The sequence below is a fragment of the Mycobacterium sp. DL592 genome (assembly GCF_011694515.1).
In the GTDB taxonomy this organism is placed as follows: domain Bacteria; phylum Actinomycetota; class Actinomycetes; order Mycobacteriales; family Mycobacteriaceae; genus Mycobacterium.
Map to the genome: position 1 here is coordinate 1619399 of NZ_CP050192.1, position 18361 is coordinate 1637759.

Below are 18361 nucleotides of genomic sequence, written 5' to 3' on the forward strand. Positions count from 1 at the left end.
CATCACACAGCGCCCCCGGCAGGAATCGAACCTGCGACCTAGGGATTAGAAGGCCCTTGCTCTATCCGACTGAGCTACGGAGGCAGCGCGTGCACCGATTCTAGTCGGCGCGGTTTGCTCGGCAGGGCGCCCACAGGTGTTTGCGCCTTCAAATCCGGCTGAGCCGAATTCAGTCCGCGGCGAACCTGGCCTGCAATCTGTCCAGGAATCCCTGGACCTCGGCCCGCTTGGCCTTGAGCCGCAGCACCGGCTCCGGCGTGCGCACATTGCCCCAGCCGGCATCGACGCGCTCGGCCCAGCGCGTCTGCGCGATGTCGATGAGGTGATCTAACTCGGCAATCTCCACGCGCATGAGCTCGGCAAACACCCTCGCCTGGGCGGCATCGTTGGGGTGCGACGGCGGCGCCACCGCGACCAGTCTGCGCGGGGTCGGCACTGCGGGTGCAACGCGGCCTGCCGCGGCAGGACTCCAATCGTGAAGAAGCATCCACATAGCGTGGCCCTGTCTACTTCTTGTTTCCTGACAACGGAGTTGCCCGACACCAGCCGTCTACGAACTATTCACTTTGCTGGAAGGCCGAGCTACCTCCCGCCGTGTCGAAAGTGCAGGCTTGTGGCCTGCGGGAACGCGGCAAGCCCCTCGGCCCGTGGATGAAATGTCGTTGAGTGCGCTGGCAATTCGCTATGGTGTGACGGGCGGCACACGCGAATCCCGCGTGCAGCCGCCCAAACTGGGCAAACGCCTTAGGTTGGCTAAGTGTCAAGGGAGTCCGAACCCCGATGAGCAACCCGATCGAGCAGGTGGCCTCGCAGTGCACGCGGGCCTACCACACCGGCTCGTTGCTGCTCCGTGGCTCACCGGCCGCTGCCGGCTGGGTGCTGGGCTGGATTGCCGCCGAATTCGCCCCGCACGTGCTCACCGGGCACGCGCTCTCGGCGATTCCGTCGCCGCTCGAGAAAGTCGCAGCCGCACTGGCCGTCCAGCGCGCCGACACCGTGCTGGAGACCGCTCTGCGCGAGACCTTCGGCGACGCCTACGCCGATGCGGTGCACCACCCGCTCGAGCCGTACTCCGCGCGTCGGCCCAACCTGGCCGCCGTCCTCGAGGCGATGCGGCATCGGCGCCTCTACGCCGAGAAGACACTCAACATCTCCTACGGCCCGGGCGGGCGTAACCACTTACTCGACGTGTGGCGTCGTCCCGACCTTCCCGAGGGTGGCCGGGCGCCGGTCCTGATCCACGTTCCCGGCGGCGGATGGTCCATTAACGACAAGCGCGGCCAGGGCTACCCGTTGATGACCAGGATGGCCCAGCTCGGCTGGATCTGCGTGTCGATCAACTACAGCAGAAGCCCTCGCAACGCCTGGCCCGCCCACATCGTCGACGTCAAGCGCGCCATCGCCTGGGTGCGTGCCAACATCGCCGACTACGGCGGCGATCCCGACTTCATCGCCATCACCGGCGGGTCAGCCGGCGGCCACCTGAGCTCCCTGGCGGCGCTGAGCGCGGGCGACCCGAGTCTGCAGCCCGGGTTCGAAGACGCCGACACCAGCGTGCAGGCCGCCGCGCCCTACTACGGCGTCTACGACCTCACCACTGTCGAGAACATGCATGGCCTGATGATGCCGCTGCTGGAGCACGTCGTCATGCAGCAGCGTCTCGCCGACGATCCCCAGCTGTTCCGCGACGCCTCCCCGATGTACCGCGCCCACCGCGACGCGCCACCGTTTTTCGTCCTGCACGGTGAGAACGACGCTGTCGTCCCCAACTCGCAAGCCAGAGCCTTCTGTAGCGCGCTGCGCGACGCCGGTGCCCGATCGGTGGCCTACGCCGAACTGCCCAACGCCCACCACGCCTTCGACACCATCGCCACCCTGCGCTGCCAGCTCGCCAGCGAAGCCGTCGCCGCGTTCCTTGGCATCGTCTACGGCCGACATCTCAACGCCCGCAAGCGCACTCGGAGGGTGGCTGTGAGCACGGCTAGCTGACCGCTCCGCTACGCGGATCAAGAAACAGCGGTGGCCGCACCGGCCCACTGAAGTCGAACAACGCGGTCAACGACCCGGCCCGGGCGTCCAACGAATCGTCACCGATTCGGCCCGTCGACCAGTTGTCCTCGATGAACCGCAGGATCGACGTCTGGTCGGTCACGGTGTGATCGACGAAGTTCGCTTTCGTGTAGGGCGAGACCACCAGCAGCGGCAGGCGCGGGCCGTAGCCGCAGCGCCCCTGGTAGACGATCGGCGGTGCCGTCGCGGAGGTGCAGGATCCGGGCCCGGTGAGCGCGTCGGCCTTGGTGGTCGACGCCGATACGACAGGGGAGGGCTTGTGGTCATACCAGCCGTCGGAGTCGTCGTAGGCCAGCACGATCGCCGTGTCCTTCCAGTCCGGAAGGCGTTCGAGACGGTTGATCGTCTCGACGAGGAACTGTTGCTCGTCGAGGGGATCGGAATACTGGGCGTGGCCATCCTGGTAACCCGGCGCCTTCAGAAAGCTCACCGCCGGGAGGTGGCCGGCGTCGGCAGCTGTCCAGAAGTCCGAGAGGTCGTACTGGTGGTTGGCCTGGTCGGTGCGCCCGATGCCGTCGGCCGACCCTGGTGGCAGATGGTGCGGGTTGGCCGTCGACGAGTAGTACTGGAACGGTTCGTGGTGGGGGATGTAGTCGCTCTTGGTGCCGAACGGCTTCGGGCCGGACGCGCCCGTTCCTCCGAGCGCAGTCCCGACGTTGTGTTGGGCGCCGCACACCGCGGTGCCGTCCGGCTTGGTTGCCGTCGGCCGGAAGCCGCCCTGGAAGTAGCCCCACGTGACGTTCTTGGCGTTGAGCAGGTCACCGATGTTCTTGTTGGTGCTGCTCAACTGGACCTGGTCGCGGCTCGAGCAGTCGTCACCGAACGGCTGGGAGTCGCCGATGAGGGCGTTCTCGATCACCTGGTCGGCGGGGAACGGCTTCCCGCCGGGCATGAATTCCTTTGTGACGCCATGAGTTTGGCCTGACACCAGATTGATGTGTCCGGGAGTCGACGGGCCGAAAGTGGAGTTGTAGGAATTGTCACTCATGGCGAAGTGCTGCGCGTAGTTCCACAACGCGGTCACGGTGTTGCCGTCGTAGTAGTCCATCACCATGCCGGGAGCCGAGTAGATCGGCGGCTTGCAGTTGGCGATCTCGGTGTGTTCGACGAACTTGTTCATCGCGCCGCCGTTGAAGGCCAGTTGTTCGGGGGTGTAGTCGTGGTCCTGATCGCAGGTGACGATCTGATCCGGGCCGCCGAGGCGCACCGGCTGGTGGCTGTTCGGGTTCCGGGTCAGCAGTTCGGGTGTCAGCCCGTCGACGGCGGGAGTGTCGGGGCGGGCGTTGAACGGCTGCCCATCGGTGTTCGCGGCATGCGGGTAGGTGCCGAAGTAGTGGTCGAACGAGACGTTCTCGCCGAAGATCACCACGAGGTGGTGGATCGGTGTGGCCGTGCTGGCCGTGCCGGACATGGTCGGCTTGTCAGCACAGGAGGAGGCCGCCAGGACCAGGGTCGACACGGCCATGACCGCGGCTGCGCGGGAGGTGAGCTGCCACATCCGTCAAGCTTGGGGTACGGGGTTGTCGCGTTCGTGAACGGGGGGTATCCGGTGCGCTAGTTGGCGGTGGGTTCCATCGGGCCGTCGCTGCTGGCCGGCACCAACAGGCGATGGCCATTGGAGTCGCTGATTGCCGCGCCCGACTGGATCTCCATCGCCTTCTCCGTGTACACCCGGTAGCCGTAGTCGGGCCGATACCCGTGCACCTCAGGGGTGTCGAGGTCGCGGATGAAGGCCAGGATCTGCGGGCTGAACAGCTGGCCGGGAACCAGTACCGGAAATCCGGGCGGGTAGGGCGTGACGAACGTCGCCGACACCACCTGCCGGCCGGCGGCCAGTCGTTGGTCGATCTCGGTGTCAGACAGATACTCACAGTTGGCGTCGTTGTAGGACAGGTAGAAGGCCGTCCGCACGTCGCCTTCAGGGGTGGTGTCGCCGTCGCGAAACGCGGGGTGGAATCCGCTGAAGTTGGGCAGCGGGATCGACTGCCGCGTCAGCCGGTGCACCCGGCGTTCGAACCAGCCCCGCTCGCTGAGGCTCATCTCCGACACCCGCTCGTCGAGCTCGGTGGCGATCTTGACCAGCACCTCGACCAGGAACGCCACCGAGCTGCGCGTCGTGCCGATATTGGTCATGAACAGCACCGTGTTGCGCGACGTCTTGTTGATCTGGACACCGTGACGATCCATCAACTGCTGGCGCTTGAACTGATCACCGTCGTAGCCGGTGTTGCCGATGGACAACGTGATTCGTGACGGATCGAGCACGAACTCGTCAGCTTCCCAGGCCGACATCATGTTTCGCAGGCCCGAGCGCAACGGCTGCGAGATCCGCGACGGCCGGAATTCCTCCGGGATCAGATCAGAGGTGCGTAGGCACGAGAAGTACTTGCGCAGCAGCGGATGATTGTCGATCGCGTCGCGCAGCTGCATCGCATTCTCGATCTGACGGGCCACCAGCTCGACCCCTTCGAGCGCCACCTGGCGGCGGCCCAAGTCCAGTGACGCCAAGATCTGGTAGTTCGGCGACGTCGAGGTATGAGCCATGTACGCCTCGTGGAACGATTCGGCGACCTTCTGTTCGAAGTCCTGATCGAAGACGTGGATCATCGAACCCTGCCGCAACGCAGTCAACGTCTTGTGGGTCGACTGAGTCGCGTACACCCGGACCCGGGCACGGGCCGGATCCGGGTTCAACCGCGTATCGAGCAGCTCGTCGTCCGACATGGTCGCCTGGGCTTCCAGCGTCGACTCGTAATGCGTGATGTAGGACGGGTCGAGCAGCTTCGCCCGCAGCGCCTTCGCCGCCGCCATCGCGGTGCGGGTGCGGTAGACGGAGTGGAACCGCGCGAACGCGAACCACGCCTCGTCCCAGAGGAAGACGAGGTCGGGTTTGATCGCCAGGCATTCCTCCATGACCCGGGTGACGTCATAGACGATGCCGTCGAACGTGCAGTTGGTCAGCGAGATCATCTTGACCCGGTCGAGCTTGCCTGCCGCCCGCAGCGCCAACAGCTTGGACTTGATCTCGCGCAACGGCACCGCGCCGTACATCGAGTATTCGGGCAACGGGTATGCCTCGAGGTAGATCACCTGCGCGCCGGCCAGCATCATCCCGTAGTGGTGTGACTGATGGCAGTTCCGGTCGAGCAATACGATGTCGCCCGGCGCTACCAGCGCCTGCGTTACGACCTTGTTGGCAGTCGACGTTCCGTTGGTGACGAAGTAGCTGCGGCGCGATCCGTAGGCCTGCGATGCCAGTTCCTGCGCCTCACGCAGCGGGCCGGTGGGGTCGAGCAGCGAGTCCAGGCCACCACAGGTGGCCGACGTCTCGGCCATGAAGACCTCGAGGCCGTAGAAGCCGACCATGTCTTTGATCCAGTGCGAGGTGACGATCGACTTGCCCTGCGAGATCGGCAGCGCGTGGAACACCCCGGTCGGCCGGTGGCTGTACTCCTTGAGCGCGCTGAAGAACGGTGTGCGATAACGGGAAGCGACTCCGTGCAGGATCGACAGGTGCAGCTCGAGCATGCCTTCCCGGGCGTGGAACACCCGCCGGAACTGCTGGCCGAGGCGTCCGGCGATGTCCTCGACCTCGATCTCGGTCATCAGATAGAGGTCGAGTTCGGGCCGCAGTTCGCTCAGCGAGGTGGCCAGGATCTGGGCGCGGTCGTCGGGGGACTGGTGATCGGCGAGGTCGTCGGTGAGTTCGGTATCGACGAACTCCGCCAGGGTGGACAGGTCCCGGGTGGACTGATGCGAGAACCGCCGCCGGATCACGACCGCCTGCAGGTTGACGTTCAGGCGTGCGGCGATCAGTGCTTCGTCGCCGCTGCCTACGATCACCAACTCGTAGATGAACTCGTCGTCGGGACGCCGCCAGCTGCGAACCTCTTTGCGCAGCGCGCGCTCCTGCGCCTCGGTCATCTTCTCCACGACCAGGACTTCGAAGTACGGCTGTTCCCGGCGGTTCGCCGGCTGAGTCTCCAGCTGGCGGGGATCAGTGGGAAACAGGTCCTGACCGTCGACGCTGTGATCGTGCCCCGACCGGTAGGACTCGGTGGTCAGTGCCCGGTTGATGTGAGTGACGATGCTGGCGAACTTGTCGTAACTGCCACCGGTGAACAGCCGTTGCACTCTGGCGAACTGTGGTGAGCCGGGGAACGCCCAGTAGGGCTCCAGCGGGGTCAGATCGGCCAGCAGGTCCCGGCAGATGCCGACGTACTTCTCCTTCAGCGCCCCGGTTGTCGTGGTTCGGGTGAGCCGGTCGGCAGCCTCCTCCAGCCGACACCAGGTATCGGCTCTCAACTGCCCGACACTGTTGTACGCGCGCGAGATATCCACCATGCCCGGCCCTTTCACTCCTGTCATGGACAAGGGTGGCAGAGCTGCGGGGCCCGGCGACCCAACCGCAGACCAATGATGGCCGTCGATCCGCCGACGTGCGGGTAGCGCGAGCCTTGCCATGACGCCCCCAATCGGCCCCCGTCAGCGTCGCGCGCCGACTAGCGTGGTGCTGGTGTTGTCGATGAGGAGGGATCGGTGAGCCGATCCGTCGATGCGAACGGAATGCCCTCCGAACTGGGCGCCCTCGACATGCTGCTGCATCGCGGCGAGGCCAACCCGCGAACCCGCTCGGGCATCATGGCGCTGGAGATCCTCGACACCACGCCCGACTGGGACCGGTTCCGCGCCGCGTTCGACAACGCCTCACGCAAGGTGCTGCGGCTGCGCCAGCGCGTGGTCGTGCCGACGCTGCCGACCGCTCCGGCCCGCTGGGTCGTCGACCCCGACTTCAACCTCGACTTCCACGTCCGCCGCGTCCGGGTCCCCGAACCGGGCACGCTGCGCCAGGTTCTCGACCTGGCCGAGGTGAGTCTGCAATCGCCGCTGGACATCTCCCGGCCGCTGTGGACCGCCACCCTCGTCGAAGGACTCGAAGGCGGCAAGGCGGCCACCCTGCTGCACCTGAGCCACGCCGTCACCGACGGCGTCGGTGCGACGGCGATGTTCGCCGAGATCTACGACCTGGAGCGTGAACCTCCACCGCGGCCGGCCCCGCCCATGCCGGTACCGCAGGACCTCACCCCCAACGACCTCATGCGCGAAGGCCTCAACCAGCTGCCGGGTGCCGTGGTCGGCGGTGTCCTGGGCGCGGTGGCCGGCGGCCTGTCGGTGATCGGCCGGGTGGCGCGTAATCCCGGCACCGCCGTGTTCGACGCGATCGACTACGCCCGATCCGGGCGACGGGTGATGGGCCGCGCCGCCGAACCCTCGCCGCTGCTACGCAGGCGCAGCCTGTCCTCGCGAAGCGAGTCCATCGAGATGCGGCTGGCCGACCTGCGTGCGGCCGCCCACGCGGCCGGCGGGTCGATCAACGACGCCTACCTGGCCGGGTTGTGCGGCGCGCTGCGGCTCTACCACGAGGCACTCGGCGTTCCCGTCAACAGCCTGCCGATGGCGGTCCCGGTGAGCCTGCGCGCCGAAGCCGACCCGGCAGGCGGTAACCGCTTCGCCGGCGTCAACCTGGCGGCACCGATCGGCGTGGCCGACGCCGCGCTGCGCATCCAGAAGATCCGCAAGCAGATGACCTCGCGCCGCGAAGAGGCCGCCATCGATCTGATCGGCTCGGTGGCGCCGGTGCTGGGCCTGCTACCCGACGCCGTGCTCGAGGCCATGACCGGATCGGTGGTCGCCTCCGACGTCCAGGCCAGCAACGTCCCGGTGTACTCCGGAGACACCTACATCGCCGGAGCAAAGGTGTTGCGGCAGTACGGACTTGGGCCGCTGCCCGGCGTCGCGATGATGGTGGTGCTGGTCTCCCGCGGTGGCTACGCCACCGTCACGACCCGCTACGACCGTGCCTCGATCACCAACGAGAGCCTCTTTGCGCAATGCCTGCGACGCGGCTTCGACGAGGTGCTCGCCCTGGCCGGTGATCCACCGCCGCGCGTGGTGCCCTCCTCGTTCCCCGATGCCGCCGACTCGGCGGCACCCCCTGCGAGCGGATCGGTGTCCCACTGATGAGCGAGAAGAACATGCGCCTGCCCGGTTCGGTCGCCGAGGTGATGGCCAGCCCGCCGGGACCGAAGATCGGTGCCTTCTTCGACCTCGACGGCACCCTGGTGGCCGGGTTTACCGCGGTGATCCTCACCCGGGAGCGGTTCCGCAGCCGCGACATGGGCATCGGCGAGCTGATCACGATGATCGCGGCGGGGCTCAACCACCAGCTCGGGAGCCTGGAATTCGAGGAGCTGATCACCAAGGCCTCCCAGGCGTTGCGCGGCCGCGCGCTCAGTGACCTGCACGAGATCGGCGAGCGGCTGTTCGTCCAGAAGATCGAGAAGCGGATCTATCCCGAGATGCGCGAATTGGTCCACGCCCACATGGAACGCGGCCACACCGTGGTACTCAGCTCCTCGGCGCTGACCTTGCAGGTCGAGCCGGTGGCCCGTTTCCTCGGTATCGAGAACACCCTGACCAACCGGTTCGAGGTCGACGAGGACGACGTCCTCACCGGTGAAGTCGTCCGGCCAATCCTGTGGGGGCCCGGGAAGGCTAACGCGGTGCAGAAGTTCGCCGCCGACAACGACATCGACCTCAAGAAGTCCTACTTTTACGCCGACGGCGACGAAGACGTCGCCCTGATGTACCTCGTCGGCAACCCGCGCCCGACCAACCCCGAGGGCAAGATGGCCGCTGTCGCACGCCGGCGGGGTTGGCCGATCCTGGAATTCAGCAGCCGGGGTAGCGGTGGGCTGATGGGCCAGGTGCGGACCCTGCTCGGCGTCGGATCGCTGGTGCCCGCCGCCTACGGCGCAATCGGGTGGGGTCTGCTGACCCGCAGCAGACGCCGCGGCGTGAACTTCTTCACCACCGCGTTCCCCAACATGTTGCTGGCCGCCAACGGTGTTCGGCTCAACGTCCTCGGTGAGGAGAATCTCACCAAGAAGCGCCCCGCGGTGTTCATCTTCAACCACCGCAACAACTTCGACCCGGTCATCTCCGCAGCACTGCTCAAGGACAACTGGACCGGGGTGGGTAAGAAGGAACTCGAAAGCGACCCGTTCATCGGCACATTGGGCAAGCTGGTCGACACCGTCTTCATCGACCGTGAAGACCCCAAGGCCGCCGTCGAGTCGCTGCAGCATGTCGAGGACCTCGTCAGCAAGGGTCTGTCGATCATGATCGCCCCGGAAGGCACCCGCCTGGACACCCGCACCGTCGGTCCGTTCAAGAAGGGCCCGTTCCGGCTGGCGATGGCCGCAGGCGTGCCGATCGTCCCGATCGTGATCCGCAACGCCGAGGTGATCGCACCGCGTGACTCCTCGACGATGAGCCCGGGCACCGTGGATGTGGTTGTCTACCCGCCGATTTCGGTCCAGGACTGGACGCTGGACGACCTGTCGGACCGAATCGCCGAGGTCCGCCAGCTCTACCTCGACACGCTGAAGGACTGGCCCGAGGACAAGGTGCCGGTGCACCCGATCTACCAGAATGCCCCGGTGAAGAAAGCTCCCGCGAAGAAGGCTCCGGCCAAGAAAGCCGCGGCCAAGAAAGCGCCCGCCAAGAAGGCTCCGGTGAAGAAGGCGGCGGCCAAGAAAGCAACAGCCAAGAAAGCAGCAGCCAAGAAAGCCCCCGCCGCAGAGACCAAGCCGTCCACCGTCAGGGGCCGGCGATGACCGCGAGCGACCACCTGGCCGACTTCAGCACCACCGACGACGCCCTGGTGCTGGCCTCGGTGTCGTCGAAGGCCGAGTTCGACCTGCTGCACGACTGGTTGCACGCCCAGCGACAGGCACACCCCGACACCAAAGTCGAGGTGCTGCAACTGCCTGCCGGCGATCCGCCTGCCGGGGTGGTGGCCCAACTCGTCGAGGAACTCGCCACCGGTGAGGACAGGCTGGTCGTCCCGGTCCGGGTGTTCTGGGTCCCCGGCGGCCTGCCCACCCGGGTCAAGGTCGTCGGTCTGATCTCCGGCCGCGACACCTACCGGCCCCCAGAGATGTTGCAGCGCAGCATTCTTCGCAAAGATCCCTCGCGGGCCCGCATCGTCGCCGGTGAGCCGGCCAAGGTTTCCGAGCTGCGCCAGCAGTGGCAGGACAACACCGTCGCCGAAAGCCCCCGCGACTTCGCCCGCTTCGTCCTGCGCCGGGCCGCACTGGCCATCGAACGCATGGAGTTGCGGCTGCTCGGGCCCGAGTACAAGTCGCCGCGCCTGATCACCGATGAGCTGATGTCGTCGTCGAGGTTCGTCGAGGGCCTCGAGAAGATCCCCGGAGCCAGCCCGGCCAAGGCTGAGGAGATGCTCAACGAGCTGGCCACCGGCTGGAGCCGATTCTCCGTCGACCTGATCCCGAACCTTGGCCGCGCAATCTTCAGCAGGGGATTCGACCCCCGAATCGACTACGACCCGGTCGAAATCGAAACCATGCGCCGCTCCCTGGAAGACCACCCGGCGGTTCTGCTGTGGTCACACCGGTCCTACCTCGACGGCGTGATCGTGCCGGTGGCGATGCAGGAGAACAAGCTGCCACCAGCGCACACCTTCGCCGGGATCAACCTGTCCTTCGGATTCATGGGCCCGCTGATGCGCCGCTCGGGCGTGATCTTCCTGCGCCGCAAACTCGACGATCCGCTCTACAAGTACGTGCTGCGCCAGTTCGTCGGTTTCATCGTCCAGAAGCGGTTCAACCTCAGCTGGTCGATCGAAGGTACCCGGTCGCGCACCGGAAAAATGTTGCCGCCCAAGCTCGGTCTGCTGGCCTACGTCGCCGACGCCTACCTCGACGGCCGCAGCGAGGACATCCTGCTGCAGCCGGTGTCGATCAGTTTCGACCAGTTGCACGAGACAGCCGAGTACGCGGCATACGCCCGCGGCGGGGAGAAGACACCCGAGGGTGCCGAATGGCTGTACAAGTTCATCAAGGCCCAGGGTGAACGCAACTACGGCAAGATCTACGTCCGGTTCCCGGGCGCGGTGTCGATGCGCCAGTACCTCGGCGAACCGGGCGGCCCGACCGGGTCGGACCCGGCCGCCAAACGTCTTGCGCTGCAGAAGATGGCGTTCGAGGTAGCCTGGCGGATCCTGCAGGCCACCCCGATCAACGCCACCGGTCTGGTCTCGGCACTGCTGCTGACCACCCGCGGCCGCGCGCTGACACTGAGCCAGCTGCACCACACCCTGCAGGACTCGCTGGACTATCTGGTGCGTAAGCAGAGCCCGATCACCAACTCCGCCTTGCGACTTCGCACACCCGAAGGGGTGCGCGCGGCCGCCGACGCGCTGTCCAACGGCCACCCGGTGACCCGCGTCGACGGCGGCCACGAACCGGTGTGGCGCATCGCACCCGAGCACGAGCACGAGGCCGCGTTCTATCGCAACACGATCATCCACGCATTCCTGGAGACCGCGATCGCCGAACTCGCGATGGCCCACGCCGGACGCGCCCCCGACGGCGACCGGGTCGCGGTGTTCTGGGCACAGGCCATGCGGCTGCGCGACCTGCTGAAGTTCGACTTCTACTTCGCCGACTCCGCGGCCTTCCGCGCGCACCTCGCCGAAGAGATGGCCTGGCAACAGGATTGGGAGATCGGCGTCGCCGCCGGAGGCGATGCCGTCGACAACCTGTTGCGCGCCAAGAAGCCGCTCATGGCGCATGCGATGCTGCGGCCGTTCTTCGAGGCCTACGAGATCGTCGCAGACGTGCTGTGCGAGGCCCCGGCCGACATCGGCGAGAAGGAATTGTCCACCATCGCGCTCGGCGTCGGCTCCCAATACGCTGCCCAGGGCCGGATCCGCAGCAACGAGTCGGTGTCGGCGTTGCTGTTCGCGACGGCGCGGCAGGTGGCCGCCGACCAGAAGCTGCTCGAAGCCGCCCCGGACCTGCGCGAGCGCCGCCAGGCGTTCCTGCACGAGTTGCGTGCGATCCTGTCCGATATGGACCGAATCCACGAACTGTCCTCTCAGCAGTTCTATGCCCGTGAGCTGGCGGTGCGTGACCAGGCAGGCTGACCGCAGCGCGATCTGGCCGCTGCTCTCGGTGGTGGCACTGCTCGCCGGCGTCACCGCCGCGGGGATCGGTGCGCTGTCACTGGCCGACGCACTGGCGGCGACCGGGCTTCCCGACCCCGGTCCGGTGACCTCGCTGGGGCTGCCGTTCGTCCGCGCCGCCGGTGAGATCGCCGCTGTCATCGCCGTGGGGTCGTTTCTGCTGGCGACGTTCTTCGTCCCGCCCCAGGACAATGGGGTGCTCGACGTCGCCGGCTACCGCGCGGTGCGGCTGGGCACCGTCGCCTCGGGCGTGTGGACGGTGTGCGCCGCGCTGCTGGTGCCGCTGACCATCTCCGACGTGTCCGGCCAGCCGCTGGTCGACCACCTCAACCCGGTGCAGCTGTGGTCGGTCACCAACCTCGTCGACACCGCAGGCGCCTGGCGCTGGACGGCGTTCCTGGCGCTGATCGTCACCCTCGCCGGGACAGCGGTCCTGCGGTGGGGCTGGATGCCGTTCCTGCTCGCCGGGTCCCTGATCACCCTGGTGCCGCTCGGGCTCACCGGGCACTCGTCGGCGGGCGGCGCACACGACCTCGCCACCAACAGCCTGATGATCCACCTGATGGCCGGTGCGTTGTGGGCCGGCGGGCTGCTGGCGCTGCTGGCCCACGCGATCCGCGGTGGTGAGCATGCCGGCCTTGCCGCACAGCGCTTCTCGGCGGTGGCATTGTGGTGCTTCGTCGCGATGGCGTTCTCCGGTGTGATCAACGCGTTCATCAGGATCCGGTTGTCCGACCTGGTCACCACCGAGTACGGCTGGCTCATCGTGGCCAAGATCGTGGCTCTGACCGCGCTGGCGGTGCTCGGCTGGCGGCAGCGGCGCAGCGCGATAGCCGCCCTGCGGGCCGACCCGGACAACCGGCGGCCGCTGATTCGGCTGGCCTCCATCGAGGCCCTGGTGTTCGGGGCGACGTTCGGGATCGCGGTCGGGCTGGGACGGACCCCGCCACCGCCGCCGGTCAATGCCAACCCCTCACCGGCCGAGGTGGCCGTCGGCTACGACTTCGCCGGCCCGCCGACGGTGGCCCGCATCCTGTTGGACTGGCGTTTCGATCTGGTCTACGGCACCGCGGCGATCGTGCTCGCCGCGGTCTACATCGGTGGCGTGATCCGGCTGCGCCGCCGCGGCGACGCGTGGCCGGCGGGTCGGACGGCCGGGTGGCTGCTGGGCTGCGGACTGCTGCTGTTCACCACATCCTCGGGCCTGGGGCGCTACATGCCCGCGATGTTCAGCATGCACATGGCCGCACACATGCTGCTGTCGATGCTGATCCCGGTGCTGTTGGTATTGGGCGCCCCGATGACGCTGGCGCTGCGCGCGCTGCCGACCGCGGGCAAGGACAACCCGCCCGGCCCGCGTGAGTGGCTGCTGATCGGTTTGCACAGTTGGTGGTCGCGGTTCTTCACCCACCCGGTGGTCGCGACGATCATGTTCGTCGCCGGCTTCTACGCGTTGTACTTCGGCGGGATCTTCGACTCGGCGGTGAGTAACCACGGGGCGCATGTCCTGATGAACCTGCACTTCCTGATGAGCGGCTACCTGTTCTACTGGGTGGTCATCGGCATCGACCCCGCGCCGCGGCAGTTGCTGCCGGTGGCCAAGATCGCCATGGTGTTCGCCACCCTGCCGCTGCACGCGTTCTTCGGTGTGGTGTTGATGGGCATGAAGCGTGTGCTCGGTGAAAGTTTCTACCGCTCACTGCAATTGAGCTGGCACACCGATCTGGCCGGCGACCAGCACCTGGGTGGGTCGATCGCGTGGGCGGCCGGGGAGATCCCGCTCGTGGTGGTGATGATCGCGCTTCTGGTGCAGTGGAGCCGAAGCGACCGGCGCACCGCCACCCGGATGGACCGGGCCGCCGACCGCGATCACGACGCGGATCTTGCCGCCTACAACGCGATGCTGGCCGAACTGGCCCGCCGCGACACCGACGGCGTCAACCACTGATCCATCCACAGTCCGTTGTTCATCCACAGCCGCCGGCCGGGAGGAGCAGCGGTGGCACGGCGACGTCGGTGCGCGGGGGCTCACTGGGGTCACAGATCGCAACGAATCGAAAGGACCACAGCCATGTTCGAAACCCATCTCACCGTCGTCGGCCGCATCGTCACCGACCTTCGCCGCAGGGTCGTCAACAACCAGGAGCTGATCAGCTTCCGCGTCGCGAGCAACTCGCGGCGCCGCAACGGCGAAGGCACCTGGGAGCCCGGCAATTCGCTGTTCATCACGGTCAACTGCTGGGGCAAGCTGGTCACCGGCGTGGGCGCCGCCCTCTACAAGGGTGCCCCGGTGGTCGTCGTCGGGGACGTCTTCACCAGTGAGTACGAGGACAAGGACGGCCTCAAGCGGTCGTCGCTGGAGATGCGCGCCACGACGGTGGGGCCGGATCTGTCCCGGACCATCGTGCGCATCGAACAGCCGCAGCCGAAATCGGCCGAGCCCGCCGACGCACCTCCCGCCGGCGAGCCGGCATCGGATGTCGCCGACGAGATCGACGAGTCCGAGGAGACACCGGATCTGGTGCTGTCGGTATGACGGGAGGGCGGCCGCGCGGGGAGACCCGGCGCGGTCGCCCGGCCCGCAGCGCGAAATCAGCTGATATGCAACGACAATCGCTGCAGTCGGCGAATCGTGATACTCGGCACCCAGGTGGGCGGTTCGGTGACTGTGATCGACTCCGATTCGCGCAGCAACATGCCGAGCGTTACTCGGGCTTCCAGCCGGGCCAATGCCGCTCCGATGCAGAAGTGGGTGCCCTTGCCGAATGCCAGGTGATTGCGGCCCTGCGGCCGATCGAGCAGCAGTAGCTCTGGTGAGTCGAACGCGTCCGGGTCGCGATTGGCGGACCCCCACAGCAGCAGCAGATGCGAATCGGCGGGCAGGTCGACTTCACCCAGCCGGGTATCGCGCACAACGTGCCGATAGTGGCCCTTGAACGGCGATTCCAGCCGCAGCGCCTCGTCGACGAACATCGCCAGCGACTCCGGTGTCGCCCTTAGCGTGTCGGCGATGTCGGGATGGGTCGCCAGCAACCAGGCCGCATTGCCGAGCAGCCCACTGGTGGACTCGCCGCCGGCGCCGACGAGTTGCATGAGCATCAGCACACACGTCTGGTCGTCGAGGAGTCCCGAATTACGTTGTCGGGCAAGGTCACCGAGCAGGTCGTCGCGGGGATCGGCCGTGGCCCTGGCGAATTCGCAGGCCAGGTATTCGGCCAGTGCGCCGGCGGCGGCGACGGCAGCGTCAAGCTGTTCGGCGGTGATCACGCCGTCGAGCATCTGCGTGGTCGCGTACGCGCCTGTGATCAGCCAATCGACGTCAACGGCCGGGAATCCCAACAACTGGGCTACCACGATCATCGGAAGCCGGTCTGAGACCGCCTCCACCCAGTCAACCGAGCCGTCGGCCCCGGCGTTCGCCCACAGCCGCTGCGCCGTGGCGCTGATGAAAGGCTCGAGTGCCAGAATTCGCCGCGCGACGACGGACGGCAGCACCGACTTGCGGTGCGCCGCGTGCGAAGGATCGTCCGCAGTGGCAAGGACGTGGCTGGTATCACCCACTCCCGCCAAGGGAAACGGCCGCGCGCCGGCGCCGTCTATCACCATCGTCGCGGTGAGATTCGACGAGAAGTCCTCGGTGCGTGCCAGGACCTCGTTGACCAGGCTCCAGGTCGAGACGAGATAGAACTCCGAGTCACCGACCTGGTGGACGGGCTGGTTCTCCCGCAGCCAGCTGTACAGCGGATACGGGTCAGGCGAATCGAGCATGCACCGAGGGTCGGCGGCCCCTGCGGTCAGGTCAACCGCGTCGCCGAAGGTTGAGACGGCCCCTCGACCGGGACATCGAGTCGCTGTCTCAGCCGGGGCGCCGAGGTGGCACTGCGCTGAGATCTCTGGACGATTTCGTCTCATACTGAGACATGGCTACAGATTGGATCGTGGGTGCAGACCGCCGCGCAGCCGGCGCCGAGCGCATCTACGCCGCCGCCGCCGAACTGATCGCCCGCGACGGTTTCGACCAACTCGACATCGAGTCGCTGGCGAAGATGGCCCACTGTTCGCGGGCGACGCTCTACCGCCATGTCGGCGGTAAGGCGCAGATCCTCGAACAAGTCCTGGCCAGAAACGCGCGGCGCATCAGCCAGACTGTTCTCGCCGCGGTCGAGGGTCTGGCACCTGACGACCGGGTCATCGAGGCGATCGTCGTCGCGATGCGCGAAATCCGGTCCGACGGGGTGATGGCTCAACTCCTGGCGTCGCGACGCCAGCGCGACCTCGCCATCTTCATCAATTCGGCCACCATTGCCTCATTTGCAACCGAGAACACCGGCCTGGACACCGCCGACGGCATGGCCGGCCAGTGGATCACCCGCGTCATCTTCTCGATGCTGCTGTGGCCGGGCGCAGACCTGGAAACCGAGGCAGAGATGCTGCGCCGCTTCGTCCGGCCTGCGTTTACCGGCTGAGAGCGCCAGGCCCGCTCGGCCTAGGATGGGCGACGAGCAAGACCGATAAAAAGACGGAAGGCGACACCGCGGCAATGGCCGAATACATCTACACGATGCGCAAGGTCCGCAAGGCACACGGCGACAAGGTCATCCTTGACGACGTCACCCTGGCCTTCCTGCCCGGAGCCAAGATCGGCGTCGTTGGTCCCAACGGCGCCGGAAAGTCCAGCGTGCTGCGGATCATGGCCGGCCTCGACCAGGCCAACAACGGCGACGCGCTGCTGGCGCCGGGCGCCACCGTCGGCATCCTCATGCAGGAACCGGTGCTCGACGAGACCAAGACGGTCCGGGAGAACGTCGAAGACGGCGTGGCGATCAAGGCCAAGCTCAACCGATACAACGAGGTCGCCGAACTGATGGCGACCGACTACACCGACGAGCTCATGGACGAGATGGGCAAGCTCCAGGAAGAGCTCGACGCCGCCGACGCCTGGGATATCGACTCCCAGCTGGAGCAGGCGATGGATGCTCTGCGCTGCCCGCCGCCCGACGAGCCGGTGACCCACCTCTCCGGCGGTGAGAAGCGCCGCGTGGCCCTGTGCAAGCTGCTGCTGAGCAAGCCCGACCTGCTGCTGCTCGACGAGCCCACCAACCACCTCGACGCCGAGAGCGTGCTGTGGCTCGAACAGCACCTGGCCGCCTACAAGGGCGCCATCCTGGCCGTCACCCACGACCGGTACTTCCTGGACAACGTCGCCGAGTGGATCCTCGAACTCGACCGCGGCCGCGCCTACCCCTACGAGGGCAACTACTCGACCTACCTCGAGAAGAAGGCCGACCGTCTCGAAGTGCAGGGCAAGAAGGACCAGAAGCTGCAGAAGCGGCTCAAGGAGGAGCTGGCCTGGGTGCGTTCAGGCGCCAAGGCCCGCCAGGCCAAGAACAAGGCCCGCCTGAGCCGCTACGAGGAGATGGCTGCCGAGGCCGAGAAGACCCGCAAGCTCGACTTCGAGGAGATCCAGATCCCCGCCCCGCCGCGGCTGGGCAACGTCGTCGTCGAGGTCGAACACCTCGACAAGGGCTTCGAAGGCCGGACCCTGATCAAGGACCTGTCGTTCACCCTGCCGCGCAACGGCATCGTCGGCGTCATCGGACCCAACGGTGTCGGCAAGACCACCCTGTTCAAGACGATCGTGGGCCTGGAACAACCCGACAGCGGCACCGTGCGGGTCGGCGACACCGTCAAGCTCAGCTATGTCGACCAGAATCGCGGCGGCATCGACCCGAAGAAGAACGTCTGGCAGGTGGTCTCCGACGGCCTCGACTACATCGAGGTCGGCCACAACGAGATCCCGTCCCGCGCCTACGTCTCGGCCTTCGGGTTCAAGGGGCCTGATCAGCAGAAGCCGGCCGGGGTGCTCTCCGGTGGTGAACGCAACCGGCTGAACCTGGCGCTGACGCTCAAAGAGGGCGGCAACCTGATCCTGCTCGACGAGCCCACCAACGACCTCGACGTCGAGACGCTGTCGTCGCTGGAGAACGCGCTGGAGAACTTCCCCGGCTGCGCGGTGGTGATCTCGCACGACCGCTGGTTCCTCGACCGCACCTGCACGCACATCCTGGCGTGGGAAGGCGACGACACCAACGAAGCCAAGTGGTTCTGGTTCGAGGGCAACTTCGGCGCCTACGAGGAGAACAAGATCGAGCGCATGGGCGCCGACGCGGCTCGTCCGCACAGGGTCACCCACCGCAGGCTCACACGCGACTAATGTGATCGGCTGCGGACCAGCGTGGG

Annotated in this window: 12 protein-coding genes and 1 tRNA gene; 8 read left to right on the plus strand and 5 right to left on the minus strand. The window is 66.8% G+C overall.

What is annotated here, in order from left to right; translation table 11 throughout:
- Window positions 1–10: 10 nt before the first annotated feature.
- Window positions 11–84 (minus strand) — tRNA-Arg (locus HBE64_RS07810).
- 85 nt (window positions 85–169) lie between these two features.
- Window positions 170–487, minus strand: coding sequence for a hypothetical protein (locus tag HBE64_RS07815; RefSeq protein ID WP_167099961.1), 318 nt, complete (start codon window positions 485–487; stop codon window positions 170–172).
- Between the two features lie 293 nt (window positions 488–780).
- On the opposite strand from HBE64_RS07815, the gene HBE64_RS07820 reads away from it, so the two are divergent.
- Window positions 781–1989 carry an alpha/beta hydrolase gene (locus HBE64_RS07820; protein ID WP_167099964.1) on the plus strand — a complete coding sequence of 403 codons (1209 nt, stop codon included), beginning with the start codon at window positions 781–783 and terminating at the stop codon, window positions 1987–1989.
- Here HBE64_RS07820 and HBE64_RS07825 read toward each other — a convergent pair.
- Both HBE64_RS07825 and HBE64_RS07830 read right to left on the minus strand, forming a co-directional pair.
- Complete coding sequence (locus HBE64_RS07825; protein WP_167099967.1) at window positions 1982–3568, minus strand: phospholipase C; 1587 nt, start codon at window positions 3566–3568, stop codon at window positions 1982–1984. The two genes, HBE64_RS07820 and HBE64_RS07825, sit on opposite strands and share 8 nt — an antisense overlap.
- Before the next feature lie 56 nt (window positions 3569–3624).
- The gene (locus HBE64_RS07830; RefSeq protein ID WP_167099970.1) at window positions 3625–6414 is read right to left on the minus strand and encodes an aminotransferase class I/II-fold pyridoxal phosphate-dependent enzyme; all 2790 of its coding nucleotides are present in this window, start codon (window positions 6412–6414) and stop codon (window positions 3625–3627) included.
- A gap of 222 nt (window positions 6415–6636) precedes the next feature.
- On the opposite strand from HBE64_RS07830, the gene HBE64_RS07835 reads away from it, so the two are divergent.
- From HBE64_RS07835 to HBE64_RS07855, 5 genes are all read left to right on the plus strand, one after another.
- Window positions 6637–8091, plus strand: coding sequence for a wax ester/triacylglycerol synthase family O-acyltransferase (locus HBE64_RS07835; protein WP_167108879.1), 1455 nt, complete (start codon window positions 6637–6639; stop codon window positions 8089–8091).
- The gene (locus HBE64_RS07840) at window positions 8091–9749 is read left to right on the plus strand and encodes an HAD-IB family hydrolase/lysophospholipid acyltransferase family protein (RefSeq protein WP_167099973.1); all 1659 of its coding nucleotides are present in this window, start codon (window positions 8091–8093) and stop codon (window positions 9747–9749) included. Before HBE64_RS07835 ends, HBE64_RS07840 begins: the two co-directional genes overlap by 1 nt.
- Window positions 9746–12082: a glycerol-3-phosphate 1-O-acyltransferase gene (locus tag HBE64_RS07845; RefSeq protein ID WP_167099976.1), complete on the plus strand. Its 2337-nt coding sequence runs from the start codon at window positions 9746–9748 to the stop codon at window positions 12080–12082. Before HBE64_RS07840 ends, HBE64_RS07845 begins: the two co-directional genes overlap by 4 nt.
- Window positions 12045–14069: a cytochrome c oxidase assembly protein gene (locus HBE64_RS07850; protein WP_167099980.1), complete on the plus strand. Its 2025-nt coding sequence runs from the start codon at window positions 12045–12047 to the stop codon at window positions 14067–14069. Before HBE64_RS07845 ends, HBE64_RS07850 begins: the two co-directional genes overlap by 38 nt.
- Window positions 14070–14192: 123 nt before the next feature.
- Window positions 14193–14657, plus strand: a complete 465-nt coding sequence (locus HBE64_RS07855) for a single-stranded DNA-binding protein (RefSeq protein WP_167099983.1) — start codon at window positions 14193–14195, stop codon at window positions 14655–14657.
- A 56-nt stretch (window positions 14658–14713) separates the two neighbouring features.
- On the opposite strand, the gene HBE64_RS07860 is transcribed toward HBE64_RS07855, so the two are convergent.
- Window positions 14714–15889, minus strand: coding sequence for a cytochrome P450 (locus HBE64_RS07860; RefSeq protein WP_167099986.1), 1176 nt, complete (start codon window positions 15887–15889; stop codon window positions 14714–14716).
- Between the two features lie 170 nt (window positions 15890–16059).
- Between HBE64_RS07860 and HBE64_RS07865 the strand changes: the two genes are divergently transcribed.
- On the plus strand, window positions 16060–16587 hold the full coding sequence (locus HBE64_RS07865; RefSeq protein WP_243841530.1) for a TetR/AcrR family transcriptional regulator: 528 nt from the start codon (window positions 16060–16062) through the stop codon (window positions 16585–16587).
- A gap of 74 nt (window positions 16588–16661) precedes the next feature.
- Window positions 16662–18335: an energy-dependent translational throttle protein EttA gene (gene ettA, locus HBE64_RS07870; protein WP_167099992.1), complete on the plus strand. Its 1674-nt coding sequence runs from the start codon at window positions 16662–16664 to the stop codon at window positions 18333–18335.
- The last annotated feature ends 26 nt before the right edge of the window (window positions 18336–18361 follow it).